Below are 20,472 nucleotides of genomic sequence, written 5' to 3' on the forward strand. Positions count from 1 at the left end.
ATGACCGACACTCTGCTCACCGATCTTATCTCAGCCATTCCAATGCCTGCGCTTCTGGTCGGCCAAACCGAGCGGATTGTTGCTGCGAACACTGAGGCTCAGTCGCTGTTGGGCCAAGCGATCGAAGGCAGGCACTTTGCAACGATTTTGCGACAGCCACAGGTCATCGACACAGTTGAGCAGAGCCTTCGGTCAAAAGAACCGGGCAGGGCGCGACATTTGTCAAACGACGGCGCACAGGATACCAGCTTTGAAGTGCAGAGCAGACCCGTCAATGGGACCGATGCCGTTCTGGTGGTGTTTCAGGACGTCACGCATCTGGAACAGGCAGGTCAGATGCGACGCGATTTTGTGGCCAATGTCAGCCACGAACTGCGCACACCACTGACTGCGCTGATGGGGTTCATCGAAACCCTGCAGGGCCCAGCCCGCGATGACACTGCGGCACGTGATCGGTTTTTGCAGATTATGGCTGATGAGGCCAATCGAATGAACCGGTTGGTGGGGGATTTGCTTTCGCTTAATCGCGTCGAAAGTGAAGAGAGGGTCAGGCCAAAGGAGCCCTTGGAATTGACCAGGCTGATTCAATCGACGTTAAACACGCTGCGACCGTTGGCCGATGATGCTGGCGTTAACCTTTCACTGGATGCGCCAAGCGAGCCAATCACGATGATTGGAGACAGCGACCAGCTGCGTCAGGTCTTCACCAACCTTGTAGAAAACGCGATCAAATACGGCGGGAGCGGCGGTCAGGTTGATGTGTTCGTGAACCTGTCCGACCGAGATACGGCAATGCGCGGACCTGCCGTACGGATTAAGATCATAGATCAGGGACCCGGCATTGATGCCAAGCATCTAGCCAGGCTGACCGAGCGGTTCTATCGAGCCGATAGCCACCGCTCACGCGAGTTGGGCGGCACGGGGTTGGGCCTTGCAATCGTGAAACATATCGTCAATCGCCATCGCGGACGGCTGCGGGTGGAAAGCGAGTTGGGCCAAGGTGCGATTTTCACTGTGATCCTGCCGCGTTGAAAGCGAGTGCGACGCTGAAATTCGAACGCTGAAGCCTCGTCAATTTAAGATATTCTGGGAAATTCGTGTGTTGTCATGAAACTGTTACACACCTGTCACAAAAGACTTACGCACGCGTCATAGTGCTGCGTTCAGATCATCATGGGGATGATCAGAACGTATCTTTCTCAAGGAGACTGAGATGTCCTTTGTAAAACTGTCGGCTTCGGCTTTTGCCATCGCTGCCGTATCGGCGACTACTGCTGCTGCTCGTGATCAGGTTCAGGTTGCCGGCTCGTCGACCGTTCTGCCTTACGCTTCGATTGTTGCTGAAGCCTTCGGTGAGAATTTTGATTTCCCGACACCCGTTGTTGAATCCGGCGGTTCATCCGCAGGTCTCAAGCGTTTTTGTGAAGGTGTGGGTGAAAACACCATCGACGTTGCCAACGCATCGCGCAAAATCCGCGAAAACGAGATCAAAGCCTGCGCTGACGCTGGCGTAACAGATATCATCGAAGTTCAGATCGGATACGACGGGATCGTTTTCGCATCCGACATTAACGGCAACACTTTCGCGTTTACACCGGATGACTGGTACAAAGCGCTGTCCGCTCAGGTTGTTGTTGACGGCCAACTGGTCGACAACCCTTACAAGACCTGGGACCAGGTAAACCCGAACTTCCCGGCGCAACCCATTGCAGCCTTCGTACCGGGCACCAAGCACGGCACCCGTGAAGTTTTTGAAGACAAAGTGATTTTGGCAGGTTGCGAGCACACAGGTGACTTTGAAGCCTACAAAGCTGCCAATGGCGATGACGAGAAAGCAGCAGAAAAGGCCTGTATCGCACTGCGTACCGATGGCGTTTCGGTCGATATCGACGGCGACTACACCGAGACTCTGGCGCGTATCGACAGCAACAAGGACGGTATCGGCGTCTTTGGTTTGGCGTTTTACGAGAACAATACCGACAAGCTGCAGGTTGCCACCATGTCGGACGTGGTTCCGTCGACCGAGTCGATTGCAACCGGTGAATATCCAGTTTCTCGCCCGCTGTTTTTCTACGTGAAAAAAGCGCATATCGGTGTGATCCCTGGCCTGAAAGAATACGCTGAATTTTTCGTGGCGGACGAGATTGCAGGTCCTGATGGCCCGCTGGCCGAATACGGCTTGGTGTCGGATCCGGAACTGGTTGAGGTTCAGGAAGCGGTTGCAAATGAAACCGTACTGGGCGGCGGTTCCTAAACCCTAATCTTGAACTGGGGCGACGCCTATGCGCCCCGGTTCATTTGACTCCACCACTGTCATCCCTACGGAGTTCACATGGCGTTATCCTGGCTGTTGCTCATTCTGCTTGCATTGGCGGTGATCGGTTATTTTGCGGGTCGGTCCCGCGCTTTGGCAAGTGCCGACGGTGATGCACGTGCATTGCATTCATTGCCATCTTACTACGGGTACAACGTCGCGCTGACCGCGCTGATCCCTGCGCTGGGAATACTGATCATTTGGTTGCTGGCCCAGCCGTTGATCGTTGAAAACACTGTGTCTGGAATGATCCCGGATACTGCGATCTCTGAAGGTTCGGATCGTGGTCTGGTCATGAGCGAAGTCCGCCGCGTCGCCTATGGGTTGGACGGTGCAATTGCTTCTGGCCTGCTGTCCGAGGCGCAGGCACGCAACGCCGATGCAGATGTCCAAGCACTGACACAGTCACTGAAAGATGCGGGGCAAGTGCTGACTCAGGACATCTCAAAGCCCATTCTGTTGGCTGCGCAAAAGTACCGTGGCATCACCTCTACTGGTTCGATCGCGATGCAGATGGCCGTTTTGATCGTTGCGCTTGTTGGTGCTGCGTTGGCTTATATTCGTACGCACAAGGAATTTCGCGCTCGTAACGTAGTCGAACAAGGCATTCTGGCGTTGCTTTTGCTGGCAGCCTCAATAGCCATCCTAACGACGGTCGGCATTGTTCTGTCGATGCTGTTCGAAACGATGAACTTCTTCCAACTGCATTCGTGGAAGGACTTTTTCCTTGGCAGCACATGGGCGCCGAACTTCCGGGGCGGGAGCGAGCTTTCAATCCTGCCGCTGTTGTGGGGTACTCTATACATATCACTCGTTGCGCTGCTGGTTGCGGTGCCTGTTGGCCTGTTTGCGGCGATTTACCTGTCGGAATATGCGACCGGCGCAACCCGGTCGATTGCCAAGCCACTGCTGGAAATTCTCGCCGGTATCCCGACCATCGTTTATGGTCTGTTTGCCTTGCTTACCGTAGGTCCGGCGCTGGTGTCCCTGTTTGGGGATGGCGGAGCTTTGGGCCTGGGTTGGATGGCCAGTTCCAACGCGGTTCTGACTGCTGGTCTGGTCATGGGGATCATGCTGATCCCCTTTGTGTCGTCGCTGTCGGATGACATCATCAACGCAGTACCACAATCGATGCGCGATGGTTCACTGGGGCTGGGGGCAACCAAGTCTGAAACCGTGCGTCAGGTGGTTCTGCCTGCGGCGCTACCGGGAATCGTTGGTGCGATCTTGTTGGCGGCAAGTCGCGCCATTGGTGAAACAATGATTGTCGTGATGGCTGCTGGTGCGATTGCGAAATTCTCGGGCAATCCGTTCGAGGCGATGACAACCATCACAACCCGCATCGTCAGCCAATTAACCGGCGATACCGATTTTGCCAGCCCCGAGACGCTGGTGGCCTTTGCACTGGGTCTGACCCTGTTCATCATCACGCTGGGGCTGAATATCTTCGCGCTCTACATCGTACGCAAATACCGGGAGCAGTACGAATGACCGATATTTCCCAAACGCCTGACACCACACCTGTTGCGAAACCCAAAGGGTCGCTGTTTGACAAGGACGCACGCACCAAACGTCGCAATGCCGCAGAAGGCCGGTTCAAGCTGTATGGCATCGCAGCTATTGGCATCGGTCTGTTGATGCTGGTCGTTCTGGTCACCAAAATCGTGACCGCTGGCACGGGCGCGTTCCAGCAAAGCTTTCTTGAGCTGAGTGTCGAGCTGAAAGAAGACAAGCTGGACAAGAAGGGCAACCGTAATATCGAGGATATCAAAAAGGTTTCGACCTTTGGCTATGCGCCTTTGATATCCGCAGCACTGGAAGCCGAAGTTCAGAAGCTAGGCATTCAGACGGATCTGAAGCCCAAGGGGATGGGTAAGATTCTGTCCAAAGCTACACAAGCTGATCTGCGAAATTATGTCATCGCCAATCCGGATGAGATCGGCAATACGGTCAGCTTCCGCTTTTTGGTCAACAGCCGTGTCGATGGTTACATGAAGGGTCGTGTGACCCGCGAGTCTATCGCCAATGACAAAAGCATCTCGGTCCCGCAGCTGGATTTGGTTGACCAATTGCGGGACGCTGGCGTTCTGTACAAAACCTTCAATCCGGATTTCATCTTTGGTTCAGACGCGTCCGACCAACGGCCCGAGGCTGCCGGGATCGGTGTGTCCATGCTGGGATCGCTGTTCATGATGTTGGTGGTTCTGGCACTGGCGTTGCCCATCGGTGTTGCCGCTTCGATCTATCTTGAAGAGTTCGCGCCCCAGAACCGGCTGACCGATATCATTGAGGTAAACATTTCGAACCTGGCCGCTGTGCCGTCCATCGTATTCGGTATTCTGGGTCTGGCGGTGTTCATCAACTACATGCACCTGCCGACTTCAGCACCGCTGGTGGGTGGTCTGGTACTAACGTTGATGACGCTGCCGACGATCATCATCTCGACCCGTGCATCGCTAAAAGCGGTACCGCCGTCGATCCGGGATGCCGCGCTTGGGGTAGGGGCCTCGAAAATGCAGTCGGTGTTCCACCATGTTCTGCCGCTGGCCGCACCCGGTATTCTGACCGGTACGATTATCGGGCTGGCGCAGGCGCTGGGTGAAACCGCGCCGCTGCTGCTGATCGGTATGGTGGGTTTTATCGCATCGAACCCACCAGACGGGATTGTCGCTGGATTTCTATCACCCAACTCGGCCATGCCGGCGCAGATCTACGAGTGGTCCAAACGCGCTGATCCGGCCTTTTACGAACGCGCATGGGGAGGCATCATCATCCTGTTGATCTTCCTTGTGACAATGAACACCATTGCGGTCATCCTGCGCCGCCGCTTTGAACGCCGCTGGTAAGAGGGGCAATGATGAACGATATGACACGAGTGGAGAGAACCGTGGACTCCAAAGCAATCAAGATCGCCGCGAACGATGTTCAGGTCCATTACGGCGACACCCACGCCATCAAGGACGTGAATGTCGAGATCGAGGATAAGACGGTCACCGCCTTCATCGGCCCTTCGGGCTGCGGTAAATCCACGTTCCTGCGCTGCCTGAACCGGATGAACGACACCATCGATATCTGCCGCGTCACCGGGGATATCCTGCTGGATGGCGAAGATATCTATGACAAGCGTGTTGACCCGGTTCAGCTGCGGGCCAAGGTCGGCATGGTGTTCCAGAAGCCAAACCCGTTCCCAAAGTCGATCTATGACAACGTAGCCTACGGCCCGCGCATCCATGGCCTGGCCAAGAACAAGGCGGAACTGGATGAGTTGGTTGAGAAATCCCTGCGTCGCGGCGCGATCTGGGATGAGGTCAAGGATCGTCTGGATGCCCCCGGCACCGGCCTGTCGGGCGGTCAACAACAGCGCCTGTGCATTGCCCGCGCAGTTGCAACAGAACCCGAGGTTCTGTTGATGGACGAACCATGCTCGGCACTGGACCCGATTGCGACGGCGCAAGTCGAAGAACTGATCGACGATCTGCGCAAGCGATACTCGGTTGTGATTGTGACGCACTCGATGCAACAGGCCGCGCGGGTCAGCCAGAAGACGGCGTTCTTCCATCTGGGCAATCTGGTGGAATTCGGAGAGACCGGACAGATTTTCACCAATCCGGAAGACCCCCGGACCGAAAGCTACATTACTGGCCGGATCGGCTGAGAACAGGTATTCAGACATGAGCGAACAACATATTGCATCCGCTTTCGACCGGGACCTCGAAACTATACAGGCCCAAATCATGAAGATGGGCGGACTGGTCGAGGCGGCGATCATGAGTGCAGCCCGCGCGCTGGAAACCCGCGATCAGGAACTGGCGCAAGAGGTGCGACAAGGCGACAAAGCCATCGATGCGCTGGAGGAGTTGATCAATGAGGAAACCGCACGCCTGATTGCATTGCGCGCGCCAACAGCAGGCGATCTGAGGCTGGTGCTGTCTGTGCTCAAGGTATCGGCCAACTTGGAACGGATTGGCGATTATTCGAAGAATATTGCCAAGCGGACCACTGTTCTGGTCAACGCGGGTGAGATCAACGGCAGCGCCGCCGCCCTACGCCGCATGGCGCGCGAGGTGGAACGGATGCTGCGCGACGCACTGGATGCGTATATCCAGCGGGATGCGGAACTGGCCGCTGATGTGATTGAACGCGATCACGAGGTGGATCAGATGTATAATGGTCTGTTCCGCGAATTCCTGACCTTCATGGCAGAGGATCCGCGCAACATCTCGTCCTGTATGCACCTGCATTTCATTGCGAAGAATATCGAGCGGATGGGGGATCACGTCACTGCAATCGCCGAGCAAGTGGTTTATCTCGTCACTGGCGAAAGGCCCAGTGAAGCCCGGCCCAAAGCCGACAACACCTCGCAAACGATCTAGGAGACCGCTGTCATGTCCGCTGATCAACCGACGGTTCTGGTGGTTGAGGATGAACTGGCTCAGCGTGAGGTGCTGGCCTATAATCTGGACGCCGAAGGATTCCGTGTAATACGTGCGGAAAACGGAGATGAAGCCCTGTTGCTGGTCGAAGAAGACTGCCCTGACATTATCGTTCTGGACTGGATGATGCCCAATCTCAGCGGCATCGAGGTATGCCGTCGGTTGAAAACACGCCCCGACACCCGCTCGATCCCGATCATCATGCTATCGGCACGTTCCGAAGAGGTCGACAAGGTGCGCGGCCTTGAAACGGGCGCGGATGATTATGTGGTCAAGCCGTACTCGGTCGTGGAATTGATGGCACGCGTTCGAACGCAACTGCGGCGGGTGAGGCCTGCGACTGTTGGTATCCGATTGGAGTACGATGACATCATTCTGGATTCAGAAACCCACAAGGTCAGCCGTGACAACAGGCTGCTCAAACTTGGTCCGACCGAATTCAGGCTGCTGAGCACCTTCATGGAAAAGCCCGGCCGGGTCTGGAGCCGCGAGCAATTGCTCGATCGCGTTTGGGGTCGGGATATCTATGTAGATACGCGCACCGTAGACGTCCATATCGGACGCTTGCGCAAGGCGCTGACCCAACACGGTGGCGAAGATCCGGTTCGGACGGTTCGCGGGGCAGGGTACGCGTTGGGCTAACGCGGCAGCGCTTCTTCGGGCTGTGCTTGCGAGGCAAGCCAGTGTCGGAATTCCCGCAGCGATTCGTCATTTGATTTTTCGCGCGGCCAAACCAGATAGTATGCGTCCATGGCCTCTACCGCATCAGGGAAAGCTGCCACCAATCTGCCCGTCGCCAAGTCCTGTTCGACCAGATAATTCGGCAACAAGGCTACGCCCAACCCATGCAACGCCGCCTGATTGATGGTGTTGAACTGATCATGCACCGTGCCGGGCAGGGGATGTGGATGTTCGACCCCCATTTGCCGAAACCAGTCCTGCCACGCGCGTAACCGCGTCTGGATGTGCAACAAAGGCAGTTTGAGAAGATCGCGCGGAGATTCTGGTACCCCTTGCGGCAGCAACTCGGGCGCGCACACGGGCAGAACACGTTCCATACTCAGCAACAGCCGATCAGTCCCCGGCCAATCCGGTTCTCCAAAATGCAGTGCCGCGTCGAAGGGTTCAGACACAAAACTAAACGGCCGCAGCCGCGTTGTCATGTTGATCGTGATATCCGGATGGAGGCGCGCGAAATCCGGCAGACGCGGCACCAGCCAACGCATTCCGAAGGTTGGAAGGATCGCAAGGTTCAATGTACCTCCTACCGGAGCGATGTGCAGTTTTAGCGCCGCTTGGGCGATCTGCGACAATGCTGGTCGAATTTCCCTGACATAATCATCACCTGCTTTTGTCAGCGACAATCTCTTGCGATCGCGGCTGACCAGTTCAGCGCCCAGATGCGCCTCAAGTGTCTGAAGTTGTCGACTGACGGCGCTTTGCGTCAGAGCCATTTCATCAGCAACTGCAGAGGCTGATCCGAGGCGGTCCAGTGCCTCAAGCGCGCGCAGTGCCGATATTGGTGGCAGAATGGGGCGATTTGTTCTCATCTATGCGCTTTGATCATGAAACAATGCAAATGTCTCGCTGTTTTTTGACGTTCTCTCAGGATATGATCCGCTAAACTCAATTTAGCAGGAGAAGTAGAGTGAACGCTCCAGACACAAGACCCGCCCTGCGCGCCAAGGATGCGCCCGAACTCGGAAGGTTTAACTGGGACGATCCATTCCGTCTGTCCGATCAACTGGAAGAGGAGGAACGCCTGATCGCCGACAGCGCGCGCGCTTATGCACAAGAGAAACTGCAACCGCGTGTCACGCAGGCTTTCCAGGATGAAAAGACGGACCCGGAAATCTTCCGTGAGATGGGGGAAATGGGCCTTCTTGGAACAACCATCCCCGAGGAATATGGCGGTATCGGCGCGGGCTACGTATCCTATGGATTAGTCGCGCGTGAAGTTGAACGTGTTGATTCCGGTTACCGCTCGATGATGTCGGTGCAAAGCTCTTTGGTGATGTACCCGATCTACGCTTACGGAAGCGAAGAACAGCGACGCAAATACCTGCCGAAATTGGCCAGCGGTGAGTGGATTGGTTGTTTTGGGTTAACCGAACCGGATGCCGGATCGGACCCGGCGGCGATGAAAACCCGTGCGGAAAAAATCGATGGCGGCTACCGTTTGACCGGTACCAAAATGTGGATTTCAAACGCTCCGATTGCGAATGTTTTTGTCGTTTGGGCAAAGTCGGATGCGCATGACGGAAAGATCCGGGGGTTTGTTCTGGACAAAGGCGCCAAAGGTCTGAGCGCACCGAAAATTGAAAACAAACTGAGCCTGCGAACTTCGATTACCGGCGAAATCGTCATGGACGGCGTTGAAGTGGACGAGGGCGCTTTGCTGCCACATGTTCAAGGCCTCAAAGGTCCGTTTGGCTGCCTGAATCGAGCACGTTACGGCATCAGCTGGGGCGCGATGGGTGCTGCAGAGAGTTGCTGGCACTCGGCGCGGCAATACGGGTTGGACCGCAAACAGTTCAATCGACCACTGGCGCAAACTCAGCTGTTCCAACGCAAGTTGGCAGAGATGCAGACTGAAATCTCGCTGGGCTTGCAAGCGAGCCTGCGCGTTGGACACCTGATGGACCAGGCCGAGGCCGCACCCGAGATGATCTCGATCATCAAGCGGAATAACTGCGGTAAAGCTCTGGATATCGCACGGGTTGCTCGGGATATGCACGGCGGCAACGGAATCTCGCTTGAGTTTCATGTGGTTCGCCACATGATCAATCTGGAGACAGTGAATACCTATGAAGGGACACATGATGTCCACGCACTGATCCTAGGGCGGGCACAAACTGGACTTCAGGCGTTCTACTGAAGCATCTAGAATAATACGTATAATCAGTATTATGTAATATAATGATCAAGCAAACCACGGCCGCAACTCACTGATTGGCTGTGGTTTGCCAATATGTTACGCTGTGTTCGAAATGTAGACCACGGACAATATCATGCACCTTAGCAAGAAGACCGTCGTAATCACCGGTGCAGCAAATGGAATTGGTCGAGGTCTTTCGGAGCGGTTTGCACAAGATGGTGCGCTTGTGGTCTGCGCAGATATTGATCTTACCGGAGCGCAAGCTATTGCGAAGCAAATCGACGGCCATGCCATCAAATGTGATGTGTCCGTGGAGAACGATGTTCGCGCACTGATCGAGACCGTTGAGGACACGATTGCCCCGATTGATCTATTCTGCGCGAATGCCGGAATTCTAACTTTGGGCGGGCTCGACGTACCTGACGCTGACTGGGATCATATCTGGAAGATCAATGTCATGTCCCACGTCTGGGCGGGTCGGCATCTGATCCCGAGGATGATCGCGCGTGGTGGCGGTAATATGATGATCACGGCTTCTGCAGCTGGATTGCTCAACCAGCCCGGTGCTGCGCCTTATGGCGTGACGAAACATGCAGCCGTGGGTTTCGCGGAATGGATCGCGTTGACATATGGCGCCCAGGGAATTCGGGTTTCTGTATTGTGCCCGCAAGCCGTTCGATCAGAGATGATACGTGGACATGAGGAATCGGTCGCAGCAATCGACGGTATACTTGAACCCGATGACGTCGCGCAGACCTGCGTCGAGGCTTTGGCAGAAGAGCGTTTTTTAATTCTGCCACACCCACAAGTGCTTGATTACATGCGATTGAAATCTGCAGATTACGATCGCTGGATTTCTGGTATGAGTAAGCTTAATCAGCAATTTACCGGAAATATCTAACGTACGATACGTTGCCTCAACAAGCCTTCCTGCGCGACAGAGGCAACAAGTCTTCCATCCTGAGAGTATATCGAGCCACGATTGAAACTACGCCCCTGCCCCGTCCAAGGCGCCTCCATGGAATAGAGATGCCAGTTCTGGAACTGAACAGGTGCATGAAACCATATAGCATGGTCCAGGCTGGCGCCATCAATCTCACCGGTAAACCAGCTCAGCCCATGGGGCCGCATTCCCGAACTGAGCAAGCCCATGTCCGACGCATATGCCAATAGAAGATGCTGCGTAATCGTATCCGCATGGTTGGCTGCATTCATGCGAAACCACAGATAATTCCTGTCATCTGCCTTGGAAGGAGTAAACAGGTCCAGTGGATCTACCTCACGCACCTCGATTGGACGCTCACGCAGCAGTTCTGATTTCAGGTTCTCGGGAACACGGTCCAGATACTTTTGCCGCAACTCGTCGCGTGACGGATGGTGCTCAGGCGCGTCAATCACAGGGATCGGATGTTGATGTTCCCAACCGTCATCCTGTTTATGGAACGAGGCAGACATGTTCAGGATTTGCTTGCCATTCTGGATTGCAACAACGCGACGGGTTGTAAAAGAACCTCCATCTCGGGCGCGATCTACCTGATATATAACAGGAATAGATGGATCTCCGGGGCGGATAAAATAAGCGTGCAGGGAATGACACAACCGGTCCGCGACTGTTTTGTAGGCGGCGGCAAGTGCTTGTGCGATCACTTGCCCGCCGAATATGCGTGTTGGTGTTTCCCCGCCTGAACCGGTTCCCCGAAACAGGTCGACTTCGAGCGGTTCGATATCCAGCAGATCAAGCAATATGCGTTCGGCTTCGGTCATCCAGGGTTCTCCGGCGATTGGGTCTTTCCGGGTATCATCTGTGGACCGATCAATCAACGAGTGCCGAATGTACAAGTGCTTTCAATTCGGCACGGGATGGGTAGGAACTGGACGGTGAAAGTTGAGTAAAGAACACGGTCGAAAGATGGTTGACCGGATCGATCCAGAAATAGGTTGACGCCATGCCCCCCCAGCCGAAATCGCCGACCGAGCCGGGACACCTGGCGCGCGCTGGGTTCAGGACTACTGCACCTCCGATGCCGAAACCTGTGCCGTCCATGGGTTGCTCGGCAAAGCTCTGCGGCCCCATGGATGCAATGTCGCCCGGCAAGTGATTGTAAAACATGAATTCTACTGTCTTTTGTCCAAGCAATCTGGCGCCTTTTCCGGTTCCTTTGTTCCGCAACATCTCTGCAAACTTGCTGTAATCGTCAATCGTGCTGACCAGCCCGCCACCACCGGAAAAGGTCGTTGCCGCCTCGAACGGTGACTTCCCATGGCTATCGAATAGGCGAAGTGTTTCGCTGCCGGTTTTGGCCGCGCCCAACGCCATGGCGTTACCTTCAAGCGGCGTATACAGAGAGGCGAACCGATCCCCTGCCCCCGAAGGCACTGAAAACGCGGTTTCAGTCATTTCGAGTGGTTGAAAGATATGCTCGGCCAGAAATACGTCCAGCGACTTTCCCGTAACGACCTCGATAACGTGACCGATGACGTCGATTCCGACCGCATATTCCCAGCGCGCGCCGGGTTGAAATGCCAGCGGCAGTTGCGCCAGCAATTTTACCCGGTCAGCCAGCGGGCCTTGCTGGGGAGAGAATATCAGATCAAGCTCGTCCATGGCCATGGGCAAAACGCCAAGGTTGAACGGGTAGCTTAGGCCGCTGGTATGCGTCAACAACTGATGCAGGCTGGGCGACGGTGCATCTTCGGTCTGATCAATACGTGTTGCGCCCGGGATCAGGGCTTGCATGGATGCAAATTCCGGCAGGAAGTCAGAAAGCGGTGCATCAAGATGAAACAAGCCCTGTTCCACCAGCATCATCAGGGCGACCGAGGTCACAGGCTTGGTCATCGAATATATCCGCACTAGGCTATCGCGCTGAAATCTCAGATTGTTTTCGATCGAACGGTGGCCACAGGCATGAAAGAATACCTCTTGCCCATTCTGGCAGATCAGGAGTGCGCTGCCTGCGTACTTCCTCTGATCTATGTATCTGTGCATCCAGTTGCAGATGTTGCCCTGCGCGGTCGAACAAAATCCCATGAGGTTGCTCCGTATCGATTGCGCCGATCTTGCCTTTATGTAGACCGCAGTAACAGCGATATTTGCTGCGATCTGCCGGTATCTACAGAATTGATATAAGCGCCGGAGATTTCCCCTTACGCCCTTTCCAGCGCAGACAGGCCGTTTTGCGCAAAGATTGGAACATAGGCGCCAAACGCCCGTGCGCGGGCCGGGTCTGACGCGTTTCCATCCAGCGCACGCTTATAGACGCCCTGCAGAATGCCGGCCATCCGGAAAAAGTTGAAGGCGAGGTAAAAACCGAAATTATCAACCCCTGCAAGACCGCGACGTGCGCAATAATCAGCTATGAACGCCTGATCAGACGGCAGCCCGAGACTAGCCCGGTCCACGCCCGCCAGCCCCCGGCCTTCTCTTCCGGGAGGGAGTTGCCATTGCATGATAACAGCGGCGAGATCTGCATAGGGGTGACCGATGGTCGATAACTCCCAATCCAGAACCCCTATACAGGCGGTATCATTCGTTTCGAACATCAGGTTGTCGATGCGATAGTCCCCATGAACCAGCGTCCTTTGGTTGTCATCCTCGGGGACCTGTTGCTCAAGCATCGAAATCAACTGGTCCATTTCTCTGATCTTGTTGGTTTCCGAGGCGCGGTATTGCTTGGTCCAGCGGGCTATCTGACGTTCGAAATAGTTGCCGGGGGGGCCGTAGTCCGAAAGACCCACAGCGTCGATATCGACCGTATGCAGGTCGGCCAGCACACGGTTCATCTGATCCAGCACCCCGGCGCGCGTGGCGTTGTTCTCACCCTTCATGACCGGATCGACAAACGTGCGCCCCTGCAAATGCTCCATCACGTAGAAGGCAGAGCCTATGACGCCATCGTCCTCGCATAGAATATACATTTGTGGAACCGGTACACTGCTATTGGCAAGCGCGGCTTGCACGCGAAATTCCCGATCCACCGCGTGGGCGGATTTCAGTAAGGTTCCGGGCGGCTTGCGTCTCAGCACAAAAGCTTGGTCCGGGGTGCGCAACAAATAGGTTGGATTGGACTGGCCCAGAGCGAACTTTGTAGCTTCAAGCGGGCCGCGATATCCCTCAAGATTCGCTTTCAGATAAGCATCTACCGCATTAATATCCAAAGAATTATCTGCTCTGGTCATCTGGGCCACCTGTGTTTAGTACAGCAGCTAAAGAGCATCAGAAAAAATATTGCCGGCGGTCTGCACATTGATCCCACCGGAAACAGGCAAAACCGCTCCGGTGATATAGCTACCCCCACGGCCACACAGGAACAACATACAACCGGCGATATCATCGGCGCGACCCACCCGGCCCAGCGGTACACCCTTACCCACGCGCTCGCGCTTGGTTTCGTCTTCGGTTGCAAACGCTGTCATGCGCGACACGAACGGCCCCGGAGCCAGCGCATTTACCGTAACCCGATAGGGCGCCAGTTCCTTAGCCATGATTTTCGACAGGTGAATCACTGCCGCCTTTGACGCAGAATAGCTATAGGCTCCATCGCCCATTGGGACTTCACCCATAACCGAACCTACGTTGATAACGCGCGCAGGGTCATCATCGGATGCGGACTTCATCAGCAGCGGCAGCAGTTTTTGGGTCAGATCAAAAATTCCCGCAACATTGACGGACATGACCTTGTTCCATGCGGCATAGGGAAACTGACCCATCGGCGCACCCCAGGTAGCACCCGCGTTATTCATCAAGATTTCAAGCGATTGCGAACGCTTACTAACCTCATCAACCAATGCATCAATCCCTGCCTCATCACTTAGGTCACCCGCAAAACCTTCGGCAGATCCCGGCGCATCCAGGGCGTTCAATTCAGCTGCGGTTGCCTCACACGCCTGTCCCTTGCGCGAGGCGACCAGTACATGAGCTCCGGCGCGCACCATCGCTTCGGCGGCCATACGACCGATACCAGTGGCACCGCCTGTCACCAACGCAGTCTTGCCACTGAGTGAAAATAGTGTCTCGGGCGTCATTAAATCCCCTTTCGGATTGAATTTGTCGCTGTGGAACCTGCCAGGTCGTCATTGTGGCAATGCTTGCCTTCAATCCAACGACTTCAACTCAACCGAAGCAAGGGACAAGTAGAAGACATTCGGACATTACTCCGCGTCAAACCAGACGACCTTGAGGCTTTTAGCGGGTCTCGCTGTCCGCGCTGAAACTCAGGACTGATGAGTTTGTCCAACGGAAATTCTGGTCAAGCCCACGTTAGGCCCGCATGAACTCTCGGTATGGTTGTGAACTAAATTGCCGATATGTGAAGAGTTTTACACTCTAGGCAGAACCCGTAGGCCAATATGTGGCAACACAGCTCTACCCATAAGAGCGAAGGCGGCTAGACGCCCCGGAAATTCGGGTTTATGAAAAAAGGAAGATGGGGACAGTTTGAAGATGCACAATATCCTGGTTCTGAATGGCCCGAACCTGAATTTGCTTGGTACGCGGCAACCCGAGGTCTATGGCGCGACGACTTTAAAGATGATCGAAGATCTGTGCACCTCACATGGCAAAACTCTGGATCAGAATGTTAGCCATCTCCAGTCCAATCACGAAGGCACACTGATTGACGCAATCCATGCCGCACGGGGCAAGCAAGACGGGATCGTGCTGAACGCGGGCGCATTCACACACACCTCGGTCGCGCTGATGGATGCTATTTCCTCGGCCGAAGTGCCAGTGGTCGAGGTTCACCTGTCTAACATCCATGCTCGTGAGGAGTTTCGGCACAAATCCCATATTGCACCTGTCGCCATTGGACAGATCTGCGGTTTCGGCGCCCAAAGCTATGTTCTGGCCCTAAACGCCCTTGCCGCTTATTTGGCTGAGAGGGGCGCGGGATGAACCTCAAGGAATATCTGAGTTTTCTGAGCTACACAAAAACGCTGGAAGAGTTGTGGGACGCACATAGCCGCCAGATGGAAAAGTTCGGCTTCGATCGGCTGCTGTATGGGTACACACAGTACCGGACAGCGACGTCATTGGGCGACCCCGAAGACTTCGTGATCCTGACCAATCATTGCACCGAATATCTGGATGGTTTCCTTCAATCTGGTCTCTATTTTCATGCCCCGATGCTGAAATGGGCACTGAACAATGAAGGGGCGGCAAGTTGGAGCATGATCCAGGATATGATGTCCAGTGGTGTTATGTCGCCCGAAGAACGCAGAGTTTTTGATTTCAACAAATCACGTGGAGTTACAGTCGGTTATACGGTCAGTTTCAACTCTGTCTCGATGCGTTCCAAAGGCGCGATCTCGCTGGCGGCACGTAACAACAGCCAGGAAGAGATGGACGAGGTTTGGAAAAAACATGGCGAGGATATCTTGCTGATGAACAATGTTGCTCATCTGAAGATCCTGACCCTGCCCTATAACGCTCCGAACCGTGCCCTGACAAAACGTCAGCGTGAAGCTCTGCAATGGGTAGGTGATGGGAAAACCACACAGGACATCGCTTTGCTGATGGGACTGACAGCGGCAACCGTCGAAAAACATCTTCGTTTGGCACGTGAGGCGCTTTCGGTTGAAACAACCGCACAGGCCGTACTCAAAGCCGCACTACAGAATCAGATGTTTGTGATGGAAGCATGACCCTAATTTGACGCTAACTTGCGTCAAATTGACCTAGGGTAAGGAATACATGACTTTCCGAATCTCTCTCTAAAATTGCAAGTTGGTATTGTTCCGTGAGTGGTGGCTTTAGCCAGGGAACATTTTGATCGGATCTTTGCGATACCAAAGCTCTCTGGTCGCTCTGACTCTGAGGCGCCTATTCGTCCGCGTCTTTCTGTCGGAATTTTTGAGGGGCCCTTCCATCCCCATCATGCGGGGCCCCTCAATCCAACACCTTTGTCCAATTGTTGAACGCCGCGCTTTCGCTGGCGTATAGGTACAAAAAAACCCGGCTGCGCAACGCAACCGGGTATATTGTCATGTGCAGTCCCGCAACGAGGCTGCATTAGAACACTTAGCCTTGGGCTGCTTTGGCAACCTCGGCCGCAAAGTCTTCTTTCTCGACGACGATGCCTTCACCTACTTCCAAACGGACAAAACCAGTGATGGTAGCGCCTGCTTCTTTAGCCGCTGCTTCGACGGTCAGGTCAGGATTCACAACAAACGCTTGGTTCAGCAGAGTTGATTCAGCCACAAATTTCTTCATGCGACCAACGATCATCTTTTCGATCACCTGCTCCGGCTTTCCGGATTCGCGGGCAATGTCCATCTGAACCTGCTTCTCTTTCTCGACAACGGCCGGATCCATGTCTGCTTCGGACAGGGCGGCTGGGTTCTGCGCTGCGATATGCATTGCAACCTGTTTGCCGATGGCTTCGTCACCACCCGAAAGAGCAACCAGTACGCCGATTTTACCCATGCCGTTGGTGGCCGCGTTGTGGACATAGGAAACCACGGTATCACCGGACAGTTTAGCCATACGGCGCACCGACATGTTTTCGCCAATGGTGGCGATCTTGTCTGTCAGGGTGTCTGCAACGTTTTTGCCGCCCAGGTCAGCAGCCAGCAGTGCTTCGACATTGTCGACGCCTTCGGCGGCATATGCGATCTTGCCAACCATTTCCTGGAAATCGGCGTTCTTCGCAACAAAGTCGGTTTCCGAGTTCACTTCGACAGCAACGCCGTTGCCACCGTTTACGTGAACGGCCACCAGACCTTCTGCCGCGGTACGGCCCGATTTCTTGGCTGCTTTGGCCAGACCTTTGGTACGCAGCCAGTCAACGGCTTCGTCCATGTTGCCACCGGTTTCGGTCAGCGCTTTTTTCGCGTCCATCATGCCTGCGCCGGTCGAGTCGCGCAGTTCTTTAACCATTGCTGCTGTGATTGCCATCTTTTGGCTCTCCTCAATTCAAACGGAATTGGGGCAGGTCTACCCTGCCCCATATGTCAATTACGTGACGGGCAGCTTACGCTTCGGCTTTGGTTTCCGCCGCCGCTGCTTCTGCAGGTGCTTCTTCTGCAACGACTTCTTCAACCGGAGCTTCTTCGAATGCACCCAGGTCAACGCCTGCTGCACCCATCTGCGCGGTCATACCGTCCAGAGCAGCACGTGCGGCCAGATCGCAATACAACGAGATTGCACGAGCAGCGTCGTCGTTGCCGGGGATGATGTAGTCAACGCCGTCGGGCGAGCAGTTGGTGTCAACCACGGCCACAACCGGAATACCCAGTTTGTTGGCTTCGGCGATGGCCAGTGCTTCTTTCTTAACGTCGATGACGAACAGCAGATCAGGAACACCGCCCATCTCGCGGATACCGCCCAGCGAAGACTGCAGCTTGCCCTGGTCACGCTCCATGCCCAGACGCTCTTTCTTGGTCAGGCCTTCGGCGCCCGATTCCATCGCTTCGTCGATCTGGTTCAAACGGTTGATCGACTGGGAAACGGTTTTCCAGTTGGTCAGCGTGCCGCCCAGCCAACGGTGGTTCATATAGTACTGAGCCGACTTTTCAGCCGCTTCAGCGATCGGCTGAGCCGCCTGACGCTTGGTGCCGACGAACAGAACGCGGCCACCTTTTGCAACGGTGTCACGAACGGCCTGCAGAGCCTGGTCCAGCATCGGAACGGTCTGGGTCAGGTCCATGATGTGGATGCCATTGCGCGAGCCGTAGATGAACGGGCCCATGCGGGGATTCCAACGCTGTGTCTGGTGACCAAAGTGAACGCCAGCTTCCAGCAGCTGACGCATGGTGAACTCGGGAAGAGCCATGCTATTTTCCTTTTCCGGTTTACGCCTCGGCGGGGGTGAAAGAAGCGGATGCTCCAACCGGCGGGCCAGATAAGGATGTCTCCCCTATAAAGCCCAAACCCCGCCTGCGGGTTTTAATGGCGCGCGTATACGGCAGGATTTGAGACAGTGCAAGGGTCAAATGCCCTTATTTTTCAAGTCGGATCAAGCTGTGAGCGTGGCGCACGGCCTGCTCGCAATGTGCCGCCAGAGCTTTGCGGTTTTCAAAGTCGCTGACCTTGGCTGGCACATGGTATATCAACTCAACCTTGCCTTGTCGCCGCGCACCCAAAGTCTTGAGTAGATGCGGCCCGAACTCCATATCGCCCCACCAACCGTAAAAACGGTCAGGCTGCCCCACTGGTGCATGAAAGATGGCCGAAACAGGCTGCACATACATGATATCTCGCAGTTCATCTGTAAAGAACGCGGCAAAGAGCGTTGTTTTAAATGGTAAAACACGCAACCCATCGGTCGATGTGCCCTCCGGGAAAAACAGCAACTTATGTCCAGCTTTCAGGCGCTTTTCGAATATTAGGGTCTGTTCTCGGGCTTTTTGGGGATTTCGCTCAATAAAAACCGTACCAGTTGCCTGCGCCAGCCAGCCGATCCCCGGCCATTTTGCGACCTCGGCTTTCGAGACAAAGTAAACGCGTTTGCGGGCATTTAGCGCGAAAATGTCCAGCCATGATGTATGGTTGGCCACCACTGCGCCACGTTCCTGCATCAATTCCCCAGAACTGCAAAACCCGATCCCGAGGATTCTGAACGCATTGCGGCATACGAATTGAGAGATGTACGGCGTAACCGGACGCTGAACGCCGAACAATGGGCGTTCGATCAGGCGTATCGCCAACAGAGCGATCAAACCTCCAAAAACAAGGACTGCCAGAGGAACACCGCGCAAAAACACCAGTATCCAGCCTGAAACACCAAGCTCGATTGGATCAGGTTCGTCTTCGCTCTGCCATGAGGGATCGCTCACCGAGTTACGCTCCGCTGTATATACGCCGCTGACGCTCGTTCATGCGTGCGGTGTCGAGGATCAGGCACACGTCGGTTGTGTTGAAGGCATGATCGATAAAGGCCCCCTCGCCCACGAATCCGCCCAGGCGAAGGTAGGCCTTGATCAGCGATGGCACCTGCACCATTGCCACGCGTCGATCCAGTGCATCGACGGGCATAAGGTCCATGGGTTGGAACACGTCCGGCTGTGCCCTAACCCTCAAATCCGTAGGGGCCAGATGGTTGTGATGCAGCATCGACAGCGGTTGCGCCAGCTCCTGGACATCAATGCCATGAAAGCTGGCGACGCCGAACAGGACCTCAATATCGCGTTCCGTGACGTAGGCTGCCAGCCCATTCCACAGATGATACATCGCGGTGCCACCACGGTAATCAGGATGCACACAAGAACGACCAAGTTCCAGCAGTTTACGCCCGCTTTGCTTCAGGACGGTGAGATCGTATTCATCCTCGGAATAGAACTGCCCCAACTCAGCCGCTCGCTCACCGGGAAGCAATCGATATACGCCGATAACCTTGCCCGTTGAATCGTCAATGGCCAGCATATGATCGAAAAACGGATCGAACCGGTCTTTCTCGAGCCCGGCCTCATGGTCCACCATCTCACCACCGCCGCCGAGTTCGCGCACAAAGACATCATAGCGCAGACGCTGGGCCGCGCGCTGCTCGGCCTCGGTTTCAGCCAGTTTTACGGTGAATGAGGGGCCTGTGTCCGGCATCAAAGAATGGTCCGTTGTTTGTGGTTGCGCGCAGATAGCGCGATTGCGCGGAGAAAGGCAACTAGCCCAGGATTCACCTGAGTTGTTAACCTTTCCTAAACCAGTTTCACGGATCAAAGATCGGCATCAGGGCTATGCGTGTTCCGTCGATTACCACTTTCCCCTGCTCGCGAAAGTTAACGGTAATCTTGCCTCCGATGTTGGACTGCACCTGTCCAACGCCCCAATCGGGGAAATCAGGGTGGCGGACATACATGCCCGGTGCAAGAATGGCATTCAAATCTGTCATGTTGGGCTCCGGGTCCTGTGGCAG

General features: G+C 55.0%; 21 protein-coding genes. 11 read left to right on the plus strand and 10 right to left on the minus strand.

Annotation, left to right across the window (positions count from 1 at the left end; genetic code table 11):
• The 7 genes from BLU89_RS03745 to phoB all read left to right on the plus strand — a co-directional run bounded on the left by BLU89_RS03745 (nt 1) and on the right by phoB (nt 7,389).
• Nucleotides 1-1,032, plus strand: a complete 1,032-nt coding sequence (locus BLU89_RS03745; protein WP_074734560.1) for a sensor histidine kinase — start codon at nt 1-3, stop codon at nt 1,030-1,032.
• Between the two features lie 181 nt (nt 1,033-1,213).
• Complete coding sequence (locus tag BLU89_RS03750; protein WP_074734561.1) at nt 1,214-2,254, plus strand: substrate-binding domain-containing protein; 1,041 nt, start codon at nt 1,214-1,216, stop codon at nt 2,252-2,254.
• 78 nt (nt 2,255-2,332) lie between these two features.
• Nucleotides 2,333-3,805 carry a phosphate ABC transporter permease subunit PstC gene (pstC, locus tag BLU89_RS03755; RefSeq protein ID WP_074734563.1) on the plus strand — a complete coding sequence of 491 codons (1,473 nt, stop codon included), beginning with the start codon at nt 2,333-2,335 and terminating at the stop codon, nt 3,803-3,805.
• Complete coding sequence (pstA, locus tag BLU89_RS03760) at nt 3,802-5,160, plus strand: phosphate ABC transporter permease PstA (protein ID WP_074734564.1); 1,359 nt, start codon at nt 3,802-3,804, stop codon at nt 5,158-5,160. Before pstC ends, pstA begins: the two co-directional genes overlap by 4 nt.
• A gap of 11 nt (nt 5,161-5,171) precedes the next feature.
• Nucleotides 5,172-5,969, plus strand: a complete 798-nt coding sequence (pstB, locus tag BLU89_RS03765) for a phosphate ABC transporter ATP-binding protein PstB (protein ID WP_074736367.1) — start codon at nt 5,172-5,174, stop codon at nt 5,967-5,969.
• Between the two features lie 16 nt (nt 5,970-5,985).
• On the plus strand, nt 5,986-6,687 hold the full coding sequence (gene phoU, locus BLU89_RS03770; protein WP_074734566.1) for a phosphate signaling complex protein PhoU: 702 nt from the start codon (nt 5,986-5,988) through the stop codon (nt 6,685-6,687).
• A gap of 12 nt (nt 6,688-6,699) precedes the next feature.
• Nucleotides 6,700-7,389, plus strand: coding sequence for a phosphate regulon transcriptional regulator PhoB (gene phoB / locus BLU89_RS03775; protein WP_074734567.1), 690 nt, complete (start codon nt 6,700-6,702; stop codon nt 7,387-7,389).
• Here the strand turns inward: phoB and BLU89_RS03780 are convergent.
• The gene (locus tag BLU89_RS03780; protein ID WP_074734569.1) at nt 7,386-8,297 is read right to left on the minus strand and encodes a LysR substrate-binding domain-containing protein; all 912 of its coding nucleotides are present in this window, start codon (nt 8,295-8,297) and stop codon (nt 7,386-7,388) included. The genes phoB and BLU89_RS03780 overlap by 4 nt on opposite strands.
• 98 nt (nt 8,298-8,395) lie before the next feature.
• On the opposite strand from BLU89_RS03780, the gene BLU89_RS03785 reads away from it, so the two are divergent.
• Nucleotides 8,396-9,625, plus strand: a complete 1,230-nt coding sequence (locus BLU89_RS03785) for an acyl-CoA dehydrogenase (RefSeq protein ID WP_074734571.1) — start codon at nt 8,396-8,398, stop codon at nt 9,623-9,625.
• Nucleotides 9,626-9,758: 133 nt separating this feature from the next.
• On the plus strand, nt 9,759-10,526 hold the full coding sequence (locus BLU89_RS03790) for an SDR family oxidoreductase (protein WP_074734573.1): 768 nt from the start codon (nt 9,759-9,761) through the stop codon (nt 10,524-10,526).
• Here the strand turns inward: BLU89_RS03790 and BLU89_RS03795 are convergent.
• The 4 genes from BLU89_RS03795 to BLU89_RS03810 form a co-directional block, all read right to left on the minus strand.
• The gene (locus BLU89_RS03795; protein ID WP_074734575.1) at nt 10,523-11,389 is read right to left on the minus strand and encodes an acyl-CoA thioesterase; all 867 of its coding nucleotides are present in this window, start codon (nt 11,387-11,389) and stop codon (nt 10,523-10,525) included. The two genes, BLU89_RS03790 and BLU89_RS03795, sit on opposite strands and share 4 nt — an antisense overlap.
• A gap of 49 nt (nt 11,390-11,438) precedes the next feature.
• Entirely contained in the window at nt 11,439-12,656 is a 1,218-nt protein-coding gene (locus BLU89_RS03800) for a serine hydrolase domain-containing protein (protein WP_074734577.1), read from the minus strand.
• 116 nt (nt 12,657-12,772) lie between these two features.
• A complete protein-coding gene (locus tag BLU89_RS03805; RefSeq protein ID WP_074734578.1) occupies nt 12,773-13,804 on the minus strand; it encodes a phosphotransferase family protein in 1,032 nt (343 codons plus the stop codon).
• 27 nt (nt 13,805-13,831) lie between these two features.
• Nucleotides 13,832-14,650 (minus strand): SDR family NAD(P)-dependent oxidoreductase, encoded by an 819-nt coding sequence (locus BLU89_RS03810; protein ID WP_074734580.1) that lies wholly within the window; start codon nt 14,648-14,650, stop codon nt 13,832-13,834.
• A gap of 418 nt (nt 14,651-15,068) precedes the next feature.
• Here BLU89_RS03810 and aroQ point away from each other — a divergent pair, with 418 nt between their 5' ends.
• Complete coding sequence (gene aroQ, locus BLU89_RS03815) at nt 15,069-15,518, plus strand: type II 3-dehydroquinate dehydratase (protein ID WP_074734582.1); 450 nt, start codon at nt 15,069-15,071, stop codon at nt 15,516-15,518.
• Nucleotides 15,515-16,267: an autoinducer binding domain-containing protein gene (locus BLU89_RS03820; RefSeq protein ID WP_074734584.1), complete on the plus strand. Its 753-nt coding sequence runs from the start codon at nt 15,515-15,517 to the stop codon at nt 16,265-16,267. Before aroQ ends, BLU89_RS03820 begins: the two co-directional genes overlap by 4 nt.
• A gap of 376 nt (nt 16,268-16,643) precedes the next feature.
• Here the strand turns inward: BLU89_RS03820 and tsf are convergent, their stop codons facing one another.
• The 5 genes from tsf to BLU89_RS03845 all read right to left on the minus strand — a co-directional run bounded on the left by tsf (nt 16,644) and on the right by BLU89_RS03845 (nt 20,448).
• Nucleotides 16,644-17,519, minus strand: a complete 876-nt coding sequence (gene tsf / locus BLU89_RS03825; protein ID WP_074734586.1) for a translation elongation factor Ts — start codon at nt 17,517-17,519, stop codon at nt 16,644-16,646.
• 76 nt (nt 17,520-17,595) lie between these two features.
• Complete coding sequence (rpsB, locus tag BLU89_RS03830) at nt 17,596-18,396, minus strand: 30S ribosomal protein S2 (RefSeq protein WP_074734587.1); 801 nt, start codon at nt 18,394-18,396, stop codon at nt 17,596-17,598.
• A gap of 166 nt (nt 18,397-18,562) precedes the next feature.
• A complete protein-coding gene (gene olsA, locus BLU89_RS03835; RefSeq protein WP_074734589.1) occupies nt 18,563-19,399 on the minus strand; it encodes a lyso-ornithine lipid O-acyltransferase in 837 nt (278 codons plus the stop codon).
• Between the two features lie 4 nt (nt 19,400-19,403).
• Nucleotides 19,404-20,159, minus strand: coding sequence for an L-ornithine N(alpha)-acyltransferase (gene olsB, locus BLU89_RS03840; RefSeq protein WP_074734591.1), 756 nt, complete (start codon nt 20,157-20,159; stop codon nt 19,404-19,406).
• Between the two features lie 106 nt (nt 20,160-20,265).
• Entirely contained in the window at nt 20,266-20,448 is a 183-nt protein-coding gene (locus BLU89_RS03845) for a DUF3553 domain-containing protein (protein WP_074734593.1), read from the minus strand.
• Nucleotides 20,449-20,472 lie beyond the last annotated feature (24 nt).

Source organism: Ruegeria halocynthiae (genome assembly GCF_900106805.1).
Classification (GTDB): domain Bacteria; phylum Pseudomonadota; class Alphaproteobacteria; order Rhodobacterales; family Rhodobacteraceae; genus Ruegeria; species Ruegeria halocynthiae.

Coding starts and splice junctions, on each gene's coding strand:
- BLU89_RS03845 (WP_074734593.1), bottom strand. CDS start 20,448: ATGACAGATTTGAATGCCATTCTTGCACCGGGCATGTATGTCCGCCAC.
- phoB (WP_074734567.1), top strand. CDS start 6,700: ATGTCCGCTGATCAACCGACGGTTCTGGTGGTTGAGGATGAACTGGCT.
- olsB (WP_074734591.1), bottom strand. CDS start 20,159: ATGCCGGACACAGGCCCCTCATTCACCGTAAAACTGGCTGAAACCGAG.
- BLU89_RS03795 (WP_074734575.1), bottom strand. CDS start 11,389: ATGACCGAAGCCGAACGCATATTGCTTGATCTGCTGGATATCGAACCG.
- BLU89_RS03750 (WP_074734561.1), top strand. CDS start 1,214: ATGTCCTTTGTAAAACTGTCGGCTTCGGCTTTTGCCATCGCTGCCGTA.
- BLU89_RS03790 (WP_074734573.1), top strand. CDS start 9,759: ATGCACCTTAGCAAGAAGACCGTCGTAATCACCGGTGCAGCAAATGGA.
- phoU (WP_074734566.1), top strand. CDS start 5,986: ATGAGCGAACAACATATTGCATCCGCTTTCGACCGGGACCTCGAAACT.
- BLU89_RS03800 (WP_074734577.1), bottom strand. CDS start 12,656: ATGGGATTTTGTTCGACCGCGCAGGGCAACATCTGCAACTGGATGCAC.
- rpsB (WP_074734587.1), bottom strand. CDS start 18,396: ATGGCTCTTCCCGAGTTCACCATGCGTCAGCTGCTGGAAGCTGGCGTT.
- pstA (WP_074734564.1), top strand. CDS start 3,802: ATGACCGATATTTCCCAAACGCCTGACACCACACCTGTTGCGAAACCC.
- BLU89_RS03780 (WP_074734569.1), bottom strand. CDS start 8,297: ATGAGAACAAATCGCCCCATTCTGCCACCAATATCGGCACTGCGCGCG.
- pstB (WP_074736367.1), top strand. CDS start 5,172: ATGAACGATATGACACGAGTGGAGAGAACCGTGGACTCCAAAGCAATC.
- BLU89_RS03820 (WP_074734584.1), top strand. CDS start 15,515: ATGAACCTCAAGGAATATCTGAGTTTTCTGAGCTACACAAAAACGCTG.
- BLU89_RS03745 (WP_074734560.1), top strand. CDS start 1: ATGACCGACACTCTGCTCACCGATCTTATCTCAGCCATTCCAATGCCT.
- BLU89_RS03805 (WP_074734578.1), bottom strand. CDS start 13,804: ATGACCAGAGCAGATAATTCTTTGGATATTAATGCGGTAGATGCTTAT.
- tsf (WP_074734586.1), bottom strand. CDS start 17,519: ATGGCAATCACAGCAGCAATGGTTAAAGAACTGCGCGACTCGACCGGC.
- pstC (WP_074734563.1), top strand. CDS start 2,333: ATGGCGTTATCCTGGCTGTTGCTCATTCTGCTTGCATTGGCGGTGATC.
- BLU89_RS03810 (WP_074734580.1), bottom strand. CDS start 14,650: ATGACGCCCGAGACACTATTTTCACTCAGTGGCAAGACTGCGTTGGTG.
- aroQ (WP_074734582.1), top strand. CDS start 15,069: ATGCACAATATCCTGGTTCTGAATGGCCCGAACCTGAATTTGCTTGGT.